General features: G+C 68.5%; 19 protein-coding genes and 1 pseudogene. 11 read left to right on the top strand and 9 right to left on the bottom strand.

The window, feature by feature from the left end:
* Window positions 1-257 precede the first annotated feature (257 nt).
* The 6 genes from ACIGXM_RS28530 (at window position 258) to ACIGXM_RS28555 (ending at window position 6316) form a co-directional block, all read left to right on the top strand.
* On the top strand, window positions 258-1019 hold the full coding sequence (locus ACIGXM_RS28530) for a DeoR/GlpR family DNA-binding transcription regulator (protein WP_396565784.1): 762 nt from the start codon (window positions 258-260) through the stop codon (window positions 1017-1019).
* A gap of 81 nt (window positions 1020-1100) precedes the next feature.
* Window positions 1101-2447: an ABC transporter substrate-binding protein gene (locus ACIGXM_RS28535; protein WP_396565786.1), complete on the top strand. Its 1347-nt coding sequence runs from the start codon at window positions 1101-1103 to the stop codon at window positions 2445-2447.
* 86 nt (window positions 2448-2533) lie between these two features.
* Window positions 2534-3487, top strand: a complete 954-nt coding sequence (locus ACIGXM_RS28540) for a carbohydrate ABC transporter permease (protein WP_396565788.1) — start codon at window positions 2534-2536, stop codon at window positions 3485-3487.
* Entirely contained in the window at window positions 3487-4323 is an 837-nt protein-coding gene (locus tag ACIGXM_RS28545) for a carbohydrate ABC transporter permease (RefSeq protein WP_396565790.1), read from the top strand. Before ACIGXM_RS28540 ends, ACIGXM_RS28545 begins: the two co-directional genes overlap by 1 nt.
* Window positions 4320-5309, top strand: a complete 990-nt coding sequence (locus tag ACIGXM_RS28550) for a zinc-dependent alcohol dehydrogenase family protein (protein ID WP_396565792.1) — start codon at window positions 4320-4322, stop codon at window positions 5307-5309. Before ACIGXM_RS28545 ends, ACIGXM_RS28550 begins: the two co-directional genes overlap by 4 nt.
* Entirely contained in the window at window positions 5306-6316 is a 1011-nt protein-coding gene (locus tag ACIGXM_RS28555) for a carbohydrate kinase (RefSeq protein ID WP_396565794.1), read from the top strand. Before ACIGXM_RS28550 ends, ACIGXM_RS28555 begins: the two co-directional genes overlap by 4 nt.
* Window positions 6317-6539: 223 nt before the next feature.
* On the opposite strand, the gene ACIGXM_RS28560 is transcribed toward ACIGXM_RS28555, so the two are convergent.
* Both ACIGXM_RS28560 and ACIGXM_RS28565 read right to left on the bottom strand, forming a co-directional pair.
* A complete protein-coding gene (locus ACIGXM_RS28560; RefSeq protein WP_396565795.1) occupies window positions 6540-6785 on the bottom strand; it encodes a P-loop NTPase fold protein in 246 nt (81 codons plus the stop codon).
* 709 nt (window positions 6786-7494) lie between these two features.
* Window positions 7495-7659: pseudogene (locus ACIGXM_RS28565) on the bottom strand (pirin family protein); the annotation flags it as partial.
* Window positions 7660-7754: 95 nt separating this feature from the next.
* Between ACIGXM_RS28565 and ACIGXM_RS28570 the strand changes: the two are divergent.
* Window positions 7755-8909: a tyrosine-type recombinase/integrase gene (locus ACIGXM_RS28570; RefSeq protein WP_396565797.1), complete on the top strand. Its 1155-nt coding sequence runs from the start codon at window positions 7755-7757 to the stop codon at window positions 8907-8909.
* A gap of 51 nt (window positions 8910-8960) precedes the next feature.
* Here ACIGXM_RS28570 and ACIGXM_RS28575 read toward each other — a convergent pair whose 3' ends face one another.
* Window positions 8961-9152 carry a hypothetical protein gene (locus ACIGXM_RS28575; RefSeq protein WP_396565799.1) on the bottom strand — a complete coding sequence of 64 codons (192 nt, stop codon included), beginning with the start codon at window positions 9150-9152 and terminating at the stop codon, window positions 8961-8963.
* Between the two features lie 185 nt (window positions 9153-9337).
* Here ACIGXM_RS28575 and ACIGXM_RS28580 point away from each other — a divergent pair, with 185 nt between their 5' ends.
* A complete protein-coding gene (locus ACIGXM_RS28580) occupies window positions 9338-9664 on the top strand; it encodes a transposase (RefSeq protein WP_396565801.1) in 327 nt (108 codons plus the stop codon).
* Between the two features lie 199 nt (window positions 9665-9863).
* Here the strand turns inward: ACIGXM_RS28580 and ACIGXM_RS28585 are convergent, their stop codons facing one another.
* Window positions 9864-12002, bottom strand: coding sequence for a CHAT domain-containing protein (locus ACIGXM_RS28585; protein WP_396565803.1), 2139 nt, complete (start codon window positions 12000-12002; stop codon window positions 9864-9866).
* 113 nt (window positions 12003-12115) lie between these two features.
* Here ACIGXM_RS28585 and ACIGXM_RS28590 point away from each other — a divergent pair, with 113 nt between their 5' ends.
* Window positions 12116-12289 carry a thioredoxin family protein gene (locus tag ACIGXM_RS28590; protein WP_396565805.1) on the top strand — a complete coding sequence of 58 codons (174 nt, stop codon included), beginning with the start codon at window positions 12116-12118 and terminating at the stop codon, window positions 12287-12289.
* A gap of 709 nt (window positions 12290-12998) precedes the next feature.
* On the opposite strand, the gene ACIGXM_RS28595 is transcribed toward ACIGXM_RS28590, so the two are convergent.
* Both ACIGXM_RS28595 and ACIGXM_RS28600 read right to left on the bottom strand, forming a co-directional pair.
* Window positions 12999-13523 carry a hypothetical protein gene (locus ACIGXM_RS28595; RefSeq protein ID WP_396565806.1) on the bottom strand — a complete coding sequence of 175 codons (525 nt, stop codon included), beginning with the start codon at window positions 13521-13523 and terminating at the stop codon, window positions 12999-13001.
* Window positions 13520-14131 (bottom strand): hypothetical protein, encoded by a 612-nt coding sequence (locus ACIGXM_RS28600; protein ID WP_396565808.1) that lies wholly within the window; start codon window positions 14129-14131, stop codon window positions 13520-13522. The genes ACIGXM_RS28595 and ACIGXM_RS28600 overlap by 4 nt, the downstream gene beginning before the upstream one ends.
* Before the next feature lie 116 nt (window positions 14132-14247).
* On the opposite strand from ACIGXM_RS28600, the gene ACIGXM_RS28605 reads away from it, so the two are divergent.
* Complete coding sequence (locus ACIGXM_RS28605; RefSeq protein ID WP_396565810.1) at window positions 14248-14523, top strand: hypothetical protein; 276 nt, start codon at window positions 14248-14250, stop codon at window positions 14521-14523.
* A gap of 146 nt (window positions 14524-14669) precedes the next feature.
* On the opposite strand, the gene ACIGXM_RS28610 is transcribed toward ACIGXM_RS28605, so the two are convergent.
* The 3 genes from ACIGXM_RS28610 to ACIGXM_RS28620 all read right to left on the bottom strand — a co-directional run bounded on the left by ACIGXM_RS28610 (window position 14670) and on the right by ACIGXM_RS28620 (window position 17276).
* The gene (locus tag ACIGXM_RS28610; protein WP_396565812.1) at window positions 14670-15176 is read right to left on the bottom strand and encodes a hypothetical protein; all 507 of its coding nucleotides are present in this window, start codon (window positions 15174-15176) and stop codon (window positions 14670-14672) included.
* A gap of 81 nt (window positions 15177-15257) precedes the next feature.
* Window positions 15258-16109 (bottom strand): IS5 family transposase, encoded by an 852-nt coding sequence (locus ACIGXM_RS28615; RefSeq protein WP_396565814.1) that lies wholly within the window; start codon window positions 16107-16109, stop codon window positions 15258-15260.
* Window positions 16110-16322: 213 nt separating this feature from the next.
* Window positions 16323-17276 (bottom strand): NADP-dependent oxidoreductase, encoded by a 954-nt coding sequence (locus ACIGXM_RS28620; RefSeq protein ID WP_396565816.1) that lies wholly within the window; start codon window positions 17274-17276, stop codon window positions 16323-16325.
* 77 nt (window positions 17277-17353) lie between these two features.
* Between ACIGXM_RS28620 and ACIGXM_RS28625 the strand changes: the two genes are divergently transcribed.
* A complete protein-coding gene (locus tag ACIGXM_RS28625; RefSeq protein ID WP_396565818.1) occupies window positions 17354-17704 on the top strand; it encodes a hypothetical protein in 351 nt (116 codons plus the stop codon).
* Window positions 17705-17729 lie beyond the last annotated feature (25 nt).

A 17729-nucleotide genomic window follows, 5' to 3' on the forward strand; every position in this document is an offset into this window, starting at 1 on the left:
CCCGGAGCCACGTCTCTCGCCACTCCGCCCGCTATCGGGCAAGCCAACACCATTCGGGCAGTCAAGTCGCCTGTTCGGGCACCGCTCCGGCTTTGACCAGGCCAAACGATCTACAGGCGGGCAATCATCGGACAGTTTGTACGTGGATTCGGGCACTCCGGGTACTGCGCGGGACCGGTATAAATCTCGAACAGACACCAATCGGGCTCACCACGCCCGAACGGTCCGCCACGAAGACACTGACGAGGGGGCCTGCGATGCGCGGGGAAGAGAGGAAGCACCGGATCCTCGCCCTGGCGCGCCAACAGGGCCGGATCGAGGTCACCCGCATCGCCGAGGACCTGGGCGTCGCGCAGGAGACCGTCCGCCGTGACCTGCGCGTGCTGGAGGACCGGGGCCTGCTCCACCGCACCCACGGCGGGGCGTACCCGGTCGAGAGCGCGGGGTTCGAAACGGATCTGGCGCGACGCACCACCCTCAACGTCGACCAGAAGCGCCGCATCGCGGCCACCGCCGTCACGCTGCTGGGCGAGGCGGAGACGGTGTTCATCGATGAGGGCTACACCCCGCAACTCCTGGCGTCACTGCTGCCGGCCAGCCGGCCGCTGACCGTGGTGACCGCCTCGCTGACCACCGCCGCCGCAGTGGCCGAGTCCACCAACCTGACGGTGCTGCTCCTCGGCGGCCGGGTCCGGTCCCGAACGCTCGCCACGGTCGGCTCCTGGGCCTGCACCATGCTGAGCGGCTTCGTCATCGACCTCGCGTTCGTCGGCGCGAACGGCATCTCCCGGGAGACGGGGCTGACCACGCCCGACCCGGTCGTAGCCGATGTCAAGGCCAAGGCGCTCCAGGTCTCCCGTCGGCGGGTGTTCATGGGCGTGCACACCAAGTTCGGCGCCAGCAGCTTCTGCCGGTTCGCCGGTGTCGGTGACTTCGAGGCGATCGTCACGGACACCGGGCTGCCCGGTGTCGAGGCGCAGCGCTACGCCCTGCTCGGCCCCAAGGTCATCCGGGCCTGACCCCCACTCACTCCCTCTCCTCACGGCTGCGCGCACGCCGCCGGCCGACCGTTCCGGCATGATCTCGAAAGAGGAGCACCCATGATCCCCAGACGCACCCTCGCGGTCGGCGCCGCCCTGCTGAGCATCACCGTCACATCCGCCTGCAGCGGGGCCGGCGGGGCGGGCGGAGCCGACGGCGCGCACTCGATCAACGTGCTGATGGTGAACAACCCGCAGATGGTCGATCTGGAGAAACTGACGGCCCAGTACTTCACCAGGTCCACCGGCATCAAAGTCAACTTCACGGTGCTGCCGGAGAACGACGTCCGCGACAAGATCACGCAGGACTTCTCCAGCCAGTCCGGCCAGTACGACGTGGCGACCATCAGCAACTACGAGACGCCGTTCTTCACCAAGAACGGCTGGCTGGCGTCGCTGACCCCGTATGCGAACGCCGACTCGGCCTTCGACCAGAACGACATCCTGCCCAGCATCCGCAAGTCGCTCACGGTCGACGGCCAGATGTACGCGGAGCCGTTCTACGGCGAGTCGTCCTTCCTGATGTACCGCAAGGACGTCTTCGCGGCCAAGCAGTTGACCATGCCTAGCAACCCCACCTGGCAGCAGGTCGCCGCACTGGCCGCGCAGGTGGACGGCGCCCAGCCGGGCATGAAGGGGATCTGCCTGCGGGGCCAGCCCGGTTGGGGCGAGCTGATCGCCCCGCTCACCACCGTGGTGAACACCATGGGCGGCACCTGGTTCGACAAGGACTGGCACGCCCAACTGACCAGCCCGGCCTTCGAGCAGGCCACATCGTTCTACGTGGACCTGGTGCGCTCCCACGGTGAGGCCGGCGCGCCCGAGGCCGGCTTCACCGAGTGCCTCAACGACGTGGAGCAGGGCAAGACCGCCATGTGGTACGACGCGACCTCGGCCGCCGGCGCGCTGGAGGCGTCGGGCTCACCGGTCGCGGGGAAGATCGGCTACGTACCGGCCCCGGTGGACCAGACGGCCGACTCCGGCTGGCTGTACACCTGGGCCTGGGGGCTGCAGAAGGCCAGCCGGCACCAGGACGACGCCTGGAAGTTCATCTCCTGGGCCTCCGGCAAGCAGTACGAACAACTGGTCGGCACCCAGCTGGGCTGGTCCCGGGTACCGGCCGGCAAGCGGACCTCCACCTACTCCGATCCCCAGTACCTGGCTTCGGCATCGGCCTTCGCCCAACCCACGCTCGACGCCCTGAAGTCGGCCGATCCGGACAACCCCGGTGTCCAGCCCCGCCCCGCCCCCGGCATCCAGTTCGTCGGCATCCCCGAGTTCGAGGACCTGGGCACCCAGGTGTCCCAGCAGATCAGCTCCGCCATCGCGGGCCGGACCAGCGTGGACCAGGCGCTGACCACCGGCCAGAGCCTCGCCGAGAAGGTCGGCACCACGCACGCCAAGTAACGGCCGCCAGGCAACGGCCCCCACCCGGCGGCCCCCGGCTGATCCTGCCTCGCAGCCGGTGGCTTCCCGCACCTCCAGGGACTCACATGAGCACAGCCTCCCTACCCGACTCCGTGAAAGCATCCGTGTTCGGCCGCGGCCGCACCGAGCCCACCGAGCGGCGCCCGCGCGGGACCTGGGCGCGCCGCGCGCCACTGCTCCCCGCCCTGGTCTTCATGATCGTGGTCACCCAGCTGCCGTTCGTGGGCACCCTGGCGATCTCCTTCATGCGCTGGAACGCCCTGGACCCGGCGGATCGCGGGTTCGGCGGGCTCACCAACTACTCCCACGCGCTGAGCGACCCGGCGCTGCGCACGTCCATCCTCACCACCGTCGAACTGACCGCCACGGTCGTCGCCGTCAGCCTGCTGCTGGGGTTGGGCACGGCGCTGCTGCTCGACCGCCGCTTCCCAGGCCGCGGCCTGGTGCGCACGATGCTGATCACACCGTTCCTGGTGGTGCCGGTGGCCTCGGCGCTGCTGTGGAAGCACGCGCTGTACAACGCCTCCTACGGGCTGTTCGACGGCCTGCTCAGGGCGGTGGGCGGCAGCGGTGCACCGCAGCCGGACTGGCTGTCCAGCCTGCCGCTGCTGTCGGTGGAGGCCTCCCTGGTGTGGCAGTGGACACCGTTCATGATGCTGATCCTGCTGGCCGGGCTGCAGAGCCGCCCGCTGGACGCCGTCGAGGCGGCACGAGTGGACGGTGCGAACGCCTGGCAGGTCTTCCGCTACATCACCCTGCCGCATCTGCGCCGCTACCTGGAGCTGGCCGCCCTGCTCGGCAGCATCTACGTGGTGCAGAACTTCGACGCGGTCTTCACCCTGACCTCCGGCGGCCTGGGCACCGCCAACCTGCCGTACACCGTCTACCGGACGTTCTACGAGGGGCACGACTACGGCCAGGCGTCGGCGGACGGCGTGATCGTGGTCGCGTTGACCACGGTCATCGCGACCCTGGCGCTGCGGACCGTGCTGTCCCTGTTCCGAGAGGAGAACCGCTGATGACCACCACGCGGGTGCGCCGCACCAACAGCCTGCTCGGCCTGGCCGCCTGGCTCGTCGGCCTGCTGTTCCTGCTCCCGTTCGCCTGGATGGTGCTCACCTCGCTGCACAGCGAACAGGCCGCCGCGACCAACCCGCCGAGCCTGGCCGCCCCGCTGACCCTGCAGGGGTACCGTGACTTCTTCGGTGCCGGCACGGGAGTGAGCCCCTGGCCTCCCCTGATCAACTCGATGACCGCGAGCGTGCTGTCCACCGTCCTGGTGCTGGCGCTGTCCACGCCGGCCGCGTACGCGCTGTCCATCAGGCCGGTCCGCAAGTGGACCAACACCCTGTTCTTCTTCCTGAGCACCAAGATGCTCCCCGCGGTGGCGGGGCTGCTGCCCGTCTACCTGATCGCGCAGAACACCGGTCTGCTGGACAACATCTGGCTGCTCGTCATCCTCTACACCTCGATGAACCTGCCGATCGCGGTGTGGATGATGCGGTCCTTCCTCGCGGAGGTGCCCAAGGAGATCCTGGAGGCGGCCGCCATCGACGGTGCGGGCCTACCGGCGGTGCTGCTTCGCGTCCTGGCACCGGTGGCCGCTCCCGGCATCGCGGCGACCGCTCTCATCTCCTTCATCTTCAGCTGGAACGAGTTGCTGTTCGCCCGAGTCCTGACCGGCGTGGTCGCCGGCACCGCGCCCGTCTTCCTCACCGGCTTCGTCACCAGCCAGGGGCTCTTCCTGGCCAAGGTCTGCGCAGCCGCCGTCTGTGTCTCCCTGCCGGTGCTCGCCGCCGGCTTCGCCGCCCAGGACAAGCTCGTCCAGGGCCTCTCCCTTGGAGCCGTCAAGTGAAGGCAGTCGTCATCAGCTCCCCCGGCGTGATCGACATCGAGAGCGTGGACGACCCGGCGCCCGGCCCCGGCGAGGTGGTGGTGAAGGTCGCGGCCTGCGGCCTGTGCGGCACCGATCTGCACATCCTGGAGGGCGAGTTCGCGCCCAGCCTGCCGGTGGTACCCGGCCACGAGTTCGCCGGGGAGATCGTCGCGCTCGGCGCCGGGGTGAGTGGCCTGACGATAGGCGACCGGGTCGCCGTCGACCCCTCGCTGTACTGCCACGAATGCCACTACTGCCGCCTCGGCCGGGACAACCTCTGCGAGCGGTACGCCGCCATCGGCGTCACCACCGCGGGCGCCGCGGCGGAGTACGCCGTCGCCCCCGCCGCCAACTGCGTCCGCCTGCCCGAGCACGTCAACGTCGAGGACGCCGCACTCATCGAGCCGCTCTCGTGCGCGGTGCGCGGCTACGACGTACTGCGCAGCCGGATCGGGTCCAGCGTACTCGTCTACGGCTCCGGCACCATGGGCCTGATGATGCTGGAACTCGCCAAGCGCACCGGGGCGGCCTCGGTGGACGTCGTGGACCTCAACAGCGAGCGCCTGGCCACGGCCCGCCAGCTCGGCTGCACCCGCACAGCCGCCAGCGCCGCGGAGTTCGACCAGCCGCGTGGCTGGGACGTGGTCATCGACGCCACCGGCAACGAGCACGCGATCCAGGACGCGCTCGGCCGGGTCGGCCGGGGCGGCACCTACCTGCAGTTCGGCGTCGCCGCCTACGCGGCCCGTGCCGTCATCGAGCCGTACCGGATCTACAACCAGGAGATCACCATCACCGGCTCCATGGCCGTGCTGCACAGCTACGAACGCGCGGCCGCGCTCTTCGCCGCCGGGGTGCTGGACCCGCAGGTCTTCATCAGCGACCGCCACCCCCTCGCCGACTACGCCACAGCCCTCCAGCGCTTCCAGGCGGGCCTGGGCCGGAAGATCCTGGTCACGCCGTGATCGAGCACACCTCGTCCGCCCCGTCCCCGCCCGTCCTGGTCGTCGGCGAAGCGCTTGTCGACGTGGTCGACTCCCCGGGCGGCAGGCGCACCCATCCGGGCGGCAGTCCCGCCAACACCGCCCTGGGCCTGGCCAGGCTCGGCCACCACGTCCAGCTCGCCACGCGACTGGGCGACGACGAGTACGGGTCCATGATCCGCGACCACCTGGGACGCGCGGGCGTGTCGCTCACCCCCGGCTCGGTCGGCGAGGGGCGGACCTCCACCGCGACGGCCGTCATCGACGGCGAGGGCAGGGCGACGTACACCTTCGACGTCCACTGGGACCTGCCATCGCCACCCACCGGGCTGACCGGTGATCAGAACGGCGAGCGACCCTTCGGGCATCTGCACACCGGTTCTGTCGCCGCCCTGCTCGCCCCCGGGGCCGCCCGGGTGCGGGCCGTGGTCCACGGTGCTCCGGCGACCGCCACCATCTCCTACGATCCCAACCTACGGCCGGCGCTGCTGGGCGGTCCGGAGCAGGAGCGGCCCCGGGTGGAGGGGCTGGTGGCACTCAGCGACGTGGTCAAGGTCAGCGACGAGGACCTGGACTGGCTGTATCCGGGGGCCGACGCCCACGCCGTCGCCGCCTCCTGGACGCATCGCGGGCCCCTGCTGGTGGTGCTGACGGAGGGCGCGAAGGGGGCGAGCGCCTACTGGCGGCACGGGCGCCACGACCTGGCCGCCACCCGGGTCGAGGTCGTCGACACCATCGGGGCCGGTGACGCCTTCATGTCCGGCCTGATCAGCGGGCTCCTGGAGAGCGGGCTGCTGGGCGCGGGGCGTTCCGGGCTCGTCAGCGCGACGAGCGCGCGGCAGCCGGCCGAGGCGCTGGTGACCGCCATGGAGCGCGCCGGTCGCACGGCGGCGCTCACCTGCGCCCGCTTCAGCGCGGAACCGCCGACCCGCGCCGAGTTGGCGGCGTTGACGCCGTCGATCGGCGCCAGAACCGGACGGGCTCGCTGACGACCGTCCGGCCCGCTGCCCGCTGTGCGGGCACCAGGAACCAGCGCGACTTGACGAACAGGGAACAAGTCTGCGCTCCCGCCCCCGCTGTGGCTCAGCGCAATGCCGCGGGTTCGTCGGTCCCTCGGGCCTGGGGCTGCCCGGGGATGGTGACGGTCTCGTACTGACGGGCCTGCAACAGGTACGCCTCGCGTTACTGGGTGCCTGGCTGGTCATCAGCTGCTCATGGGCGCCCCGCGTTCAGGCCCCACAGAACGCCAACCGAGCCCAACGGGGCGATGTTCTGGACGAAGTTGCCGATGCGCTCGCGGGTCGTCGACCACCGTTTGTGCTTGGGCGGCGCGGCACGGATCTCGGCGAAAAGCCCTGTTGTCAGTGAGTCCAGGTCTGCGTACAGCCACGGATTGACCTCCGCGATCAGCCAAGACTCGGTCTTCTGGGCTTCGTCGCGGAGCGCGTCGATGATCACACGGAGGACTTTCCAGATCCCAGGCCCCGACCAGGGCCAGGACGCTCGACTCGCTCTGTTCGCGGGCCCGGCGCACGAGACCGGCGGCACTGCGGGCGTAGGCCCGGCGTCCCAACAGATCCGGAGAGGAGGGCGAACCGTTCACAGGGTCATCGCTGAAGAAGGACAGGGAAGCATGCCGGATATCCTCGTGCATCCTGGTCATGACGGACGGCGGTTCGCTGAGTTGCTCTTGAAGGAGAGGGCGCGTCTGCCAAGAGAAGCTCCACCGCTCATTCGGGGTGCACAGCCACGAGCACGGCTACGACTGGCGCAGGTCACCCGCCACCCTCGCCCTGATGGTTGTAGACAACATACAAATCCGCCGTACGGCACCAGCCACTCTCATCCGCAGCTTCCCCACCGCCTGCGGCTCGGTGGCAGCATCCCCGCCTGGCGCGTGTCGGCCGACGCTCGCCTCGGCCGAGGTAGCGCCGCGTCGAGCGCGTGATCACTGACTCAGAACTGACTGACAATCAGCCAAGTCAGCATTGAGTCAGCACTGGTCTGACTAAACCCGGTTACAGATGGCCACACCCGAGACTCACGGTCGACCATCGGAGCCATCGTTCGGCGACACGAACGTCTCCTCAGAGCGGTTGATCGCTGACCATCCGGACCGCGATCAACCGCAACTCAGCGCACTGCTTCTTGGGTGCATCGTCGCGGCTCAGCGCACTCTTCCCCGTGGCTTCAGGGGCAGTTGGGGAACCTCGGGAGCAGCTAGTCGATCGCCATCGTAGCCGTGCACCTCGCCGAAGCGGGTGCCGGTCATCCAGTCCTCCCGCGCTTGCCTGACATCCTCATCAGTCCGGGCGATGAAGTTCCACCACATATCACGGATCTGCCGTTTCTTCGCAGGTCAGGACCCCATCGGATGCTCGACGGTCAGCAAACCGTCAGCATTGGCATCCGGGGGTCAACGAGACCATGGCAACCAAGCAGCTCGCCTACGGCATGGGCGCCTTCTTCAAGGAGTGCGAGCACCACCCGTCGCGGTGGTCCAAGTGCCCTCACGAGTACAAGATTCGGTACCGGAGCGTGATCGGACGACAGGTGGAGGAGTCCGGCTTCACCACCCAGGATCGGGCCATCGCCCGCCTGACCGAGATTTACAACGAGAAGAAAACCGCACCGCAGAGCCTCCGCAGGGCCGAGCGCATCCAGAAGTACGGCACGATGCAGTTTGAGCAGTACGCCGCAGAATGGAAGGCCGGCCAACGGGATCTCGCCGAGTCCTCGGTGCGCCATCTCGACTCGCTCCTGGAGCACCATCTGCTTCCGGCCTTCCGCAGCCGCCGGATGGGCACCTTCGACCACAAAGTCGTCGACGCCTTCATTCAGGGCCTGGAGCGCAACGGCGTCGGCCTGGCCACCCAGGCGAACACCTTCGACAAGCTCAAGGCGATCCTCCTCGACGCCCACCGGCTCGGCATCTACGACGAGAACCCGCTGGACGGCGTCAAGCCGCCGCAGTACGACCCGAAGCGCGCCGTCATCCCTTCACTGGAACAGCTTCAAACCATCCGCACCGCCGGCGACGACATCCTCCTCCTCATCGCCGACCTCATGAGCGGCTGCGGCCTCCGCAACGGCGAAGCATTCGCGGTCAACATCAACAACATCGTCGCCGACGACGTCTACCGCATCACCGAACAGGTCAACCAGACCACCAAGACCTACGGACCGCTCAAGCACCGCAAGCCCAACGAGTACCGAGACGTGCCACTACCGGCCCGCGTCAAGCACACCATCGAGTGCTACGCCGACAAGTACGGCACTGCCGACGGCTACCTCCTCCGCCATCCGAATGACCTCAGCAAGGCCTTCCCGCACTACTACCTCGACAACCAGTGGCAACGCATCAAGAGGGCCGGCGCACTCGACGTCCCCGACGGCATGGTCCTCTACAGCCTGCGCCACTTCTTCGCCTCGAACTGCCTCAGCCACAACATCCCCATCACCGACGTCGCCGAATGGATGGGCCGCCGCAGCGTCGACGTCACCTTCAAGACTTACCGCCATCTGATGCCGGGCTCCATCAGCCGCGCCGCTGAGGTTCTTGACCTCGGCCTCGCCGCATAGGCACGTGCTGGGGGCTGCCCTGCGGCGGCCCCCAGGACAACCATCAAGATCCTAATTGCCGGACAGACGCTGCTGCCTGACCCATGACTGTACCTCGGCCACCTTGAACTGCAGCTTCGCATTCCGACCGCTACCGAACCGATAGGCGATGAGCCCCACTCGCGGCGCCTCGCGATACACCCACGCAACAGACATGTTCAGGTTCACAGCCGTCTGCTTGACGCTCATGAACTGCTCAGCCATGGAGCACCTCCTCATAACCGAAATTGAGCGGAGACTCATATAAGCGAGAGCAAGCGGTTTGGCCAGACCGTCATCACGTGGTAAGGCAATTCAAGGGAGCGCTTCTGCAGGCCACTACCGCCACCATCTCAGACCGTGTTTGAGATCTGCCGTATCCCTGGGCTGGTGGGGTCGTTTAGCCTCATGTGAGTGGTTCCGGGGGCGGGTATCTGTTGGATCTGACGTATGAGCAGTGGGTTCTGGTGGAGCCGCTACTGCCTGCGGCTCGGGTGGGGCCGAAGGGCGTGCGGCGGGAGAAGCTCCCGCGGCGGCGGATCGTGGACGCGATCTTCTACGTGGTGCGGACCGGGTGCGCCTGGCGGCAGTTACCCAAGGACTTCCCCCCTGGCCCACCGTGTACTGGTGCTTCACGTGGTGGCACGACGACGGCACCGTCCAGCGCATCCACGACGCGCTGCGCGGCCGGCTCCGCGAGGCCGACGGCCGCAGTGCCGCGCCGGGCGCGGGGCTGATCGACTCGCAGTCGGTGCGCACGGCCGACACCGCCCCGGCAGTGACCAGGGACTTTCGCCGCGGGCAAGAGGAGGGGCAGGCACGGGGCAAGCCGCGCCCGGCTTCCGGGCTATGCCGAGATCACCCGTAGCTCCTTAGCCTCGCACTTTCCGCTTTGCTGACCACCTGCCGGACAGTCAGCTTCGTGAAAGCGCGAGGTTAGAGTCCTGGTGATCGGTTCACACCAGGGATGCGCTCGAGGAGCGGCGAGATGTGGATCCGCTCCGGACGGCCGGCGAAGAGATAGAACAGCGACTCCGGTACGTAGCCGGGGCGTCGGAACCAGTTACGAACCTGCGGACCGCACCCCGCCTCGTCGGCGATCTCCCCGAGGAGCTGTTCGCTGTCTTGGTAGATGTGCGGGGCGCGCAGTCGGCGCGGTGACCGGTTCATGAACTCGTTGACTGGAGGTACCCCGCTGGGGCCCGGGGTGGTGGCCCACTTGGTGAGGGACGGTGTGCTCATGATGATGTCGCTCAGCGTGCTACTCATCTGGACGTTGTGCCAGAGGTTCAGCAGGGTGGCGTAGCGCCGGTCGGTGATGCCTTCCTCGATGTGCCCGAGGAAGCGCGACATCAAGACAGCGTTGCGGCGGACGTCCACGGGAACCTGGGTGCCCAGGACCGCGCAGGCCCCTTCGTGGAGTAGGAAGTCGGTGACGCTGACGGTTCCGGCGCCCCGCGGGGCCACGTGGCAGGCGCTGAGCGCGATGACCGCCGGCGGCCGCTCTAGGCCCAGGGTGAGGTGGGACTGCTCGCCAATCATCAGGCCCGCGGCGTTGTCACGCACTCGGCCGTGGGCGCTCAGGATCAGCATGTCGGGGGCGTGCTCGTCCACGGCCTGGCGAAGAGCTTCCACGGATGGGGTCTCCCGTACGACGATCTTCACGTTCTGGGCGGTGCGGAGCGAGTTCTGGGCGTCGCGCCAGCCGATCCGTGATGCGCGCCCCACGGGGTCGCTGTCCGGGATGCACTCGGCGATCAAGACGCGGATCCCGTTGCTCCAGTCGAGGTTGCTGGGCGCGGTGAAGTCCCTTTGGAGCGCGCGGGTCAGCGGGAGCAGTGGCTCGTACGTGACGGGCAGCCGTGCCGCAAGAGGAGCTGTGTCTCCCGGCAGAGTGACGACTCCCAGCGGAAAGTTGGTGAAGATGGTCAGATGGGAGGCGCACTTGATGGCTTCGATGACTGGTTCGGTGAGCAGTGGCCGTACTGCGGCGTTCAGCCGGCTGAGCAGCTTACGCACCGAAGAGGGCTGGTCCGACTTCGCGGCGACGAAGTGCTTCTCCAGCTCGGCCAGTGCCGTGAACGCGGACGGCGGGACCGAACGCAGCGTCAGCCCTATTCCGCCGTCAGCGACGCTCCGGCTCGTCGTCAGAAACTCAATCGCGGCCCGCTCGATCAGGGCGTTCGGACGATCAGTCATGTCGGGCGCCCAGACGTCCGCGGCATCCACCTCAGGGGTTGGCCGGATCTGGGCGCGAAGGCGGGGATCGTATGCCCCACGCGTGTAGGCGGGGGCGACGCCGGGCAGGGCCAGCGTCACCGGCAGGCCCAGCTGTGCAGCTTCTGCGGCAAGTCGAGGAAGGAGGGCGTCGGCCGCGCTGTCGTTGCCGTCAAGTTCAAGTCGCGCCGTGACAGCCATCGTCGCGCGGCCTTCACGGGCCTGCCGAACCAGCGTCAGCTGATCCTCATCGGTCGGTTGCTCGCTTGGCCAGCCGGCCTGCCGGGCCAGCAGTCGCTGCGGGAGTTCCGTCGCGGCCAGGTCGAGGCGCCGCGTCAGGGCCGGTGCCCCACCGGGCATGGCACTGTCGGGTGAGACTGCCTGGTGAATGCCGTTCCAGTGGGCGGCGAGCGAGTCGTCCGACAATTCGGAGAACGTGGCGGTGGGCAGTTCGAAGCCCAGCGCCTCAGCGCGCTGGCGGGTCCTGTTCGCGAGGTCATCCGGGCAGACGGCCAGCATTGGCCGCCAAGTCCGGGAGAACTGGTGTTTCTCGAACATCTTCAAGGTGAGGAGCACGATGTTGTGGCCGCGGGCCAGTTGATACAGGCCTTGAACCTGCCAAGCGGCCAGCTTACGCAGATCAGCTGGAGACCCTGGCAGGTGCAGGCAGTACCACAGGCCCGGCAGAGCCCGAGCCGCATCGCGGGCAAGGCCATGCGGAACGACCGCCCGGTCATCGGTCGCAAGTTGGTCGACCGTAATCGGAGGATTCTCGGGGGTGCGAGCGTCCGGGTGACGTTCGAAAACCACCGCGTATAGGAACTGGGGCGGGGGATGGGGGAGGTCCTCGGTCGTCACGCTTGTGAGCCTACTGAAGGTCGGCTGCCCGCTGTGGGCTGTTCTTGAAGGGCGCCCTGGACGTCCAAGGAAGCTGCCTCCGCCTATGGGCCCGGGCGACCACACCGTCGGGCGTGCGAAATCCTGGAGCCACCCTCGCTGCCACTGACGAGACCTTCGCCTCCGCCGTACTTGCCAGGGACAAGCACGTCCTTGTCGACTTCTGGGCCGCCTGGTGTGGACCGGGGCGCCAGATCGCACTGTGGCACTTACCTCTAGCCTCTGGCTCTCGCGAGGTGATGATCTGACTGCTCACCAGAGCGCAAGAGAGTGCTTCTGAGCTGGGACGATAGGGTTTGTCTAGCCTCGATCCTGCATGACGGCTCGTCAGCATGGCTGGCGGGCCGTTTCTGCTTGGCCGGGCTCGGCGTTCCGCCGACAGGCATGGCGAGGGCCCGGCTGTCGCGTCGGGTGGGCGCCGGGTTCCACGGCTCCGGAAAATGGCGGGTGCTCGTCGGGTAGGTCGTTGTCGCTGGTCAGCCGGGGTTCGGCAGGGCTTGCAAGCGTGCGAACTCGTCTGTGATCACGTCCAGGGCCAGTGGAGCGCGAAATACTCCACCTCCACCTCTCCAAGCTGACCGAGCCCGACCCCAACATCCCCGGGCAGCAGATCATCCCCTGGTGGGGCTGGCGGGAGGGCCTGGCCGACGACGTGGTCTTCGCGCTCAACCGCTGGAACTGGCGCATCGACCATCAGCGCGCCCAAAAGGCTGGCCACGCCATCTCGCCTGTGGCCGTCAACGGGACGAGCGGCAGCGCTCGACGCAGGGTGTCCCGTTCCAGCTCGATATCCGTCACGAAATCGGACCAGGTCACGGTAGGCTGCGGCGGCTCAATAGGCGCGTCGAACTCCGCCGAGTGCGTTACTCCGCGCCTGCGGTGCTGCCGATGGCGCTGTTGGGGATGATCGCCCCGGGGGTCGGGTACGCCTTGCGGTCCAGATGGAAAGTCTGGCGCCTACCGTTGGCCCGGGGAGTAGCGGGGGTACTGGTTGGGCTGGTGCGGCTCCTGGTTCTCGTCCACCAACACCGCGACGATCCTCACGTCGAAGCGCTGCAAGTACGCAGGGGTGTGCAGCGGCCAGCAGGGGCCACCGCCCCAGCGGCCGGTAGCGTCCCAGAAGCGGCCGATCAGCGGGACCGAGGACGCGTACGCGACGTGGTCCCCCTTGGCGCCGTCCGCGCGCTGCACAAGGCGAAACAGGGCCATCCCAGGGTGGCTCTCCCGGCTCAGCCGCTCGAAGGCGCCGGCCTCGTCCAGCCAGATCTCGGTAAGTGCGGCGCGCTGTACGACGGCCTTGCAATCGTCAGGGTCGATCCAGTCCGGGAACCGGTCCCACTCGGGTCCTTCTTCGTACGCCCATCCCTTAAGCCGCCACAGCTCGTTACGGAAGCAGAAGGCATCGCTTCCGTCCGGCTCCACCTGGCCTGACGGCTCCTTCGAGAAGGTGAGTCCGTCGAGGACTTCGCGCGCGCTACTCATCGGCCTGCTTTCCCATGGTCCGGCTGCTGCGAGTGGAACGAACCCTCCGACTCGGTCGTTCCTGGCCCTCTTGGCGGTTGTCCGCCGGTCAGGTCGATGATCGGATAGCCGCCGTGGACATCGAGCGCGGCGATCGGATCGACCACCGCCCGGATCGCCGCGTGCAGCTGCTCGGCAGCCTGGTAGAGCGTCAGCGTGTCGACCACGACCCCGTTGTGCGAGATGGTCATGCGGTCCCCGGTGATCCCGTATCCGACCCCGCCTTCCCCTCTCGCGGCGGCTTCGTCCATGTGGTCCTGGAGGTTCCGGACATTGGTCACGTGGTCCGCCACGTCGCAGAACGCCTTGAGTGGCGCCTTCAAGGTTTCCCCGATCAACAGCCGGCTCTTCCGTACAAGTTCGCAGACCCGCCGCATCTTCCGGACGGCCGCCAGGAAGAACTCCACGTCGGCGGTGCCGAGCGCGATCTGCGCCCCGGACAGCTGCGACAGGCCGCGACCGCTGGCCCGGCCGCAGTAGTCCTGAAGCCGCTCATGCTGCTGCTGGATGGCGAGGAACTGCTGATCGACCCGGTTCCGGACCACCAGAGCCCGGTAGCTCTCGGGCACCGCGAGCCACTGGAACCCGGTGGTCTCGCTCTTCGGTCGGCGTGGTGACATCGGCCCAGTATCGAGACCGGCCGCACACCGCGGCGAGGGATTTCCCGGATGCAATCTCGGTGGTGATGGCGGACCGTCGAGGCATGGGCCTGATCGTGCTGCTGGAGGTCGAGGAGGGGTTCGACGCTGACGACCTGGACTCCGCCTTCTTCCGGGCCGTCCACGCCGCAGCTTCAGATCCCGAGGTGCCCGAGGACCCGTTGCCGGCCACGCTGTGCGGGATCTCTACCGATCCCCTGGTGCACTCCCACTACCGGGCCGGATTCCGGGAGCCGTGGTACCCGCCGGAGCTGGAGGACAGGCGGTGCCGGGGGTGCGAGGAAGCGCTAAAGCGGGGGTGAGCTACTGGTATCAGCCGCGCCTTCACGTCGGGGCGACCTCAGCGAGCTACGCCGCCAGCACAGTTCCCAGCCGTCCCGGAACACCCCATTGGATGGCCGACTGGCCGTTCAAGGACGGCCGGGATGCTTGTGGTGGCGCAGGGTGGTCAGTCGAGAGGCGTCATCTGCGCCCGCATCTGCGCTGCGGCCACCGGGTCGACCAGATCGAGCGCATCCACGAATAGGGTCGGCCACACCATCAGCTCGCCGTCGTCGGCATCGCCGATGACGAACAGGTCTTTGCCCTCGGGGATCTCCTGGCCGAGCCGGTCACCCAGCTCCGCCGAATCGACGCTCTTCGAGGCCAGGACGACTCCCGCGCTCTCCACGGCGCTGAGCTTGTCCGTGACCTCCACCAACCCCGAGGAGGAAGTGGCCAGGATCGCGCCGCCCCCGCTGTCCAACAGCATCTCCCACCCGCGCAGGCCCTCCAGCCGCTGGGCGACCTCGCCAGCCATCCCCGGGGAAACCGTGGCGATGAAGTGGGTCCGGTCGCGGTACGCCTTCGCCACCCGCCACAGTGCCGTGTTGCGGTCGATGACGGCTGCTTCCGGCTTCTGCGGGCCCTTCTTCCTCGTCATGCCGTCGATCGTGCCCCCGGTGGTCGAGGTCAAACAGCGACACGCCGCAGCCCAACGGGCGACGAGCACAACATCGAGCCCACTGGGGGCTAATTAGATCGACCGGCAAATGGCTCACTTGAGGCGCCGTGTGGTGGGGCGGCCGCCCAACCGATAGCGGGTGGTGGCGCGGCGGATCAGCATGCGGAGCGCCACGAGTGCGGCGGCCAGGTGGAGATAGAACTCGACGACCGCGCCGTTCCTCTCGGTACAGCGCCGCAGCTTGCCGTAGCCGTTCATCCACGAGTGCGTTCGTTCCACGATCCACCGCTTGTCGGCCTGGATGGGGGCGGGTACGCCCAAACGGGCGATCTCACCGGTGAAGCCCAACTCCTGAAGCAGAGTTCGGGACTTGTTGTTGTCGTAGCCCCGGTCGAGGTTGACATTCACGTCCTGAGGCAGGGGCCCGACCTGCCCGATGGCGGCCTCGAGGGTCGGCCCGAGAAGAGGCGAGTCGTGGCGGTTGGCCCCTGCGGCGACCAGGCCGAGCGGGACGCCGTGGGCCTCGGTGGCGATCGAGCGTTTCAGGCCCTGCTTCCCGCGGTCGACCGGGGACCGGCCCGCACGCTCGCCGCCGCACGGGGCCTTGGTGATGCAGCCGTCGACGGATATCTCAGACAGTTCCAGGCCGATCATGCGGTCGTACGCCTGGAGCGCGAGAGCGTGGACGGCCTCGGAAATGCCTTGCTCCGCCCACTCTTTGAGTCTTCGACGGATGGTGCGGTCCGAGCATCCGTGGCTGGCGAGGCGCTCGTAGCCCGAACCGTGGACCAGTGCGAGCACCACGTGTTCGAACACGGTTCGGTCGGGGACTCTGCGGCGGTGGCAGCCGAGTGGGTGGCCCGCAGCGAACTCCGGTCGTGTGGGCAGCAGTGCGGCGAATTGGTCCCAGAGGGGTTCGAGTAGGCAGGATGGCAGCGCGGGCACGGCTGTCCTTCGGGGTCACAGAACGTAGAGAACTCCATGATCGCGTAGGGCCGCGTGCCCGTTGCTGCCCGCCCCAGCCCTTCAGTGCCCATCGCCGGTCGGTCTTGTTCCGGGGGCGTCGTATTCTCGGGCGGCGACCCGCCCATTGGGTCGGCCTGCGGTCGGGCTCGCTCTGAGTGCGGTGAATGTCTCGAGCCCGGGTGGTCTCTCCGGTTAGTCGGCGCCGACGGCGGGCAGGAGCAGGAGCTTCCCGCGGGCGTGCCCGGTCAGGCTGATCTCAAGGGCCTTGCGCCAGTCCGCGAGGGGGAAGGTTGCGGCGACCGGCACGGTGAACCTGCCTTCGGCGGCCAGTTGGGCGAACTCGGGGAAGACGCCGAAGAGTTCGTCGTCGGTCCGCTTCGCGGGGTCTTCGTGAAAGGTGTCGCGCACCCCGATCTCCGGTGCCGCGGCGAGGTCGGAGCAGGTCAGCACACGCTTGGGATCGCCGCCGACGATCTCGACGAGTTCGGGCAGGGCGCCATTGGGCGGCGCGGTGTCGAAGGCGAGGTCGACCTGGCCGACGCCGAGGTCCTTGACCCGCTCGGCCATGCCTTCGCCGTAGCCGACCACCGTGGCTCCGAGGGAGCGCAACTGCTCGGTGTAGGTCTCCCCGGCGGTCGCGATCACCCGCGCCCCGCGGACGAGGGCGATCTGCACGGCCGCGTAGCCGATGGTGGTTCCGGCACCGTTGACCAGGATCGTGCGGTCCGCGGCCAAGCCGAGTCGCGCGAGGTGCCAGGATGCGGTGCTCAGCGCCATCGGGAGCGCGGCGGCCCGGGTGAGGTCCAGGCCCTCGGGCACGGCGAACCAGTGGTCCAGCACGGCGCGGTCCGCCGCGCCGGCGCTCGGCTGGCCGGCGAAGTCGGCGGTACCGAACACGCGGTCGCCGACGGCCACGTCCGTGACGCCTGCGCCGACGGCCTCGACGGTGCCCGAGACTTCGCAGCCGATGCCGCGCGGCAGGCTCCCGGGGAAGAGTCCGCGGCACAGCGCCCAGTCGGCCGGGGCCAGTCCGCACGCGTGCACGGCGACACGGATGCGGCCGGGCCCCGGTTCGGGCACGGGGACGGTCTCCAGGCGCAGGACGTCGACGGGCTCGCCGTTCTCGTGGAAGCGCACCGTGCGCATGATGCCCGGCGCGGAAGCGGGTCAAGGACGCGGGTGCGACGTTCTGGATAGTGTCCGGGGCCTCCGGCGTCGCACCGGTGGCCGGTCCGGACGAGCGGCTGGCGCCCCAGCCGCTGCCGGAGCTGAGCGGGGGGAAGGTAGCGACCGCGCAGGTCGAGCAGGCGCTGCTGACCGCGCTCGCGGAAGCGGACACCGACGGCCAGGTCGTCCGCGCCGACCGGTACAGCACCCGCCCCACCGCGCCGGCCGTCGGCTACGGCATCACCGTGGACACCGCCGACACCTGGCGACTGTTCATCCCCGGAGGGCGAATCATCATCATCCCGGCTGGGCATCTGATCCACCATGCCGAGCCGAAAGCCTTCACCGCGGCGACCGTTGCGTTCCTGAGCGGGGATGAGGACTTCCAGCCTGCTCGCCGAGCGTGAAGGGCTCGGCTCGGTCGAGACCGCG

Source organism: Kitasatospora sp. NPDC052896 (genome assembly GCF_044547075.1).
Classification (GTDB): domain Bacteria; phylum Actinomycetota; class Actinomycetes; order Streptomycetales; family Streptomycetaceae; genus Kitasatospora.

Excerpts from the sequence above, each read along its gene's own strand:
- ACIGXM_RS28575 (WP_396565799.1), bottom strand. The coding sequence starts at position 9,152 with ATGGCTGAGCAGTTCATGAGCGTCAAGCAGACGGCTGTGAACCTGAAC.
- ACIGXM_RS28595 (WP_396565806.1), bottom strand. The coding sequence starts at position 13,523 with ATGAGTAGCGCGCGCGAAGTCCTCGACGGACTCACCTTCTCGAAGGAG.
- ACIGXM_RS28545 (WP_396565790.1), top strand. The coding sequence starts at position 3,487 with ATGACCACCACGCGGGTGCGCCGCACCAACAGCCTGCTCGGCCTGGCC.
- ACIGXM_RS28535 (WP_396565786.1), top strand. The coding sequence starts at position 1,101 with ATGATCCCCAGACGCACCCTCGCGGTCGGCGCCGCCCTGCTGAGCATC.
- ACIGXM_RS28540 (WP_396565788.1), top strand. The coding sequence starts at position 2,534 with ATGAGCACAGCCTCCCTACCCGACTCCGTGAAAGCATCCGTGTTCGGC.
- ACIGXM_RS28620 (WP_396565816.1), bottom strand. The coding sequence starts at position 17,276 with ATGCGCACGGTGCGCTTCCACGAGAACGGCGAGCCCGTCGACGTCCTG.
- ACIGXM_RS28530 (WP_396565784.1), top strand. The coding sequence starts at position 258 with ATGCGCGGGGAAGAGAGGAAGCACCGGATCCTCGCCCTGGCGCGCCAA.
- ACIGXM_RS28605 (WP_396565810.1), top strand. The coding sequence starts at position 14,248 with ATGGCGGACCGTCGAGGCATGGGCCTGATCGTGCTGCTGGAGGTCGAG.
- ACIGXM_RS28570 (WP_396565797.1), top strand. The coding sequence starts at position 7,755 with ATGGCAACCAAGCAGCTCGCCTACGGCATGGGCGCCTTCTTCAAGGAG.